The organism is Kitasatospora sp. NPDC059088 (genome assembly GCF_042738155.1).
Classification (GTDB): domain Bacteria; phylum Actinomycetota; class Actinomycetes; order Streptomycetales; family Streptomycetaceae; genus Kitasatospora.
Genome location: NZ_JBHYGR010000157.1, coordinates 1 through 837, shown reverse-complemented (window position 1 = coordinate 837; position 837 = coordinate 1). Strand labels below are relative to the sequence as shown.

Sequence of the window (837 nt, the reverse complement as noted above, 5' to 3'; positions counted from 1 at the left end):
GTCGTGGTCCCCACCGAACGGGCCACGCAGTCCCGAAAGCTGGGCATCGAGGGGCCCCCCTCGACCCGGGTCGAGTCGATCGACGACAGCGACCCGAACGCCAAGGTGCGGGTGACCGTCAGCAAGGACGGGCAGCAGCAGGTGCTGGAGGCCGACAAGGTGCTCCAGGCGATCGGCTTCGCGCCGCGGGTCAACGGCTACGGCCTGGAGAACACCGGCGTCAAGCTGACCGACCGCAACGCCATCGCGGTCGACGGCCGCGGCCGTACCAGCGTCGACCACATCTTCGCGATCGGCGACGTCACCGCCAAGCTGATGCTCGCGCACGCCGCCGAGACGATGGCCGTGATCGCCGCCGAGACGATCGGCGGGGCGGAGACCATGGAGGTCGACTTCGCCATGATCCCGCGCGCCACCTACTGCCAGCCGCAGATCGCCTCCTTCGGCTACACCGAGGCCCAGGCCCGCGACCTCGGCTACGACGTCAAGGTCGCCAAGTTCCCGTTCACCGCGAACGGCAAGGCGCACGGCCTCGGCCACCCGATCGGCTTCGTCAAGGTGATCTGCGACAACACCCACGGCGAGCTGCTCGGCGCCCACCTGATCGGCCCCGAGGTCACCGAGCTGCTGCCCGAGCTGACGCTGGCCCAGCAGTGGGACCTCACCGTCCACGAGGTCGCCCGCAACGTGCACGCCCACCCGACCCTGGGCGAGGCGGTCAAGGAGGCCATCCACGGCCTCGCCGGTCACATGATCAACATGTGACGACCCGGACGTGCCGACGGTGCGGCCCCGCTCCGGCGGGGGCGCACCGAGCTGCCATGCCCACACACGCCC

At 70.5% G+C, this 837-nt stretch carries 1 protein-coding gene; it reads left to right on the top strand.

Translation table 11 applies throughout. The annotated features are described in order from the left end of the window. On the top strand, nt 1–765 hold a 765-nt coding region (locus tag ACFWXO_RS39630), incomplete at its 5' end, for an FAD-dependent oxidoreductase (protein WP_380530665.1). Nucleotides 766–837 lie beyond the last annotated feature (72 nt).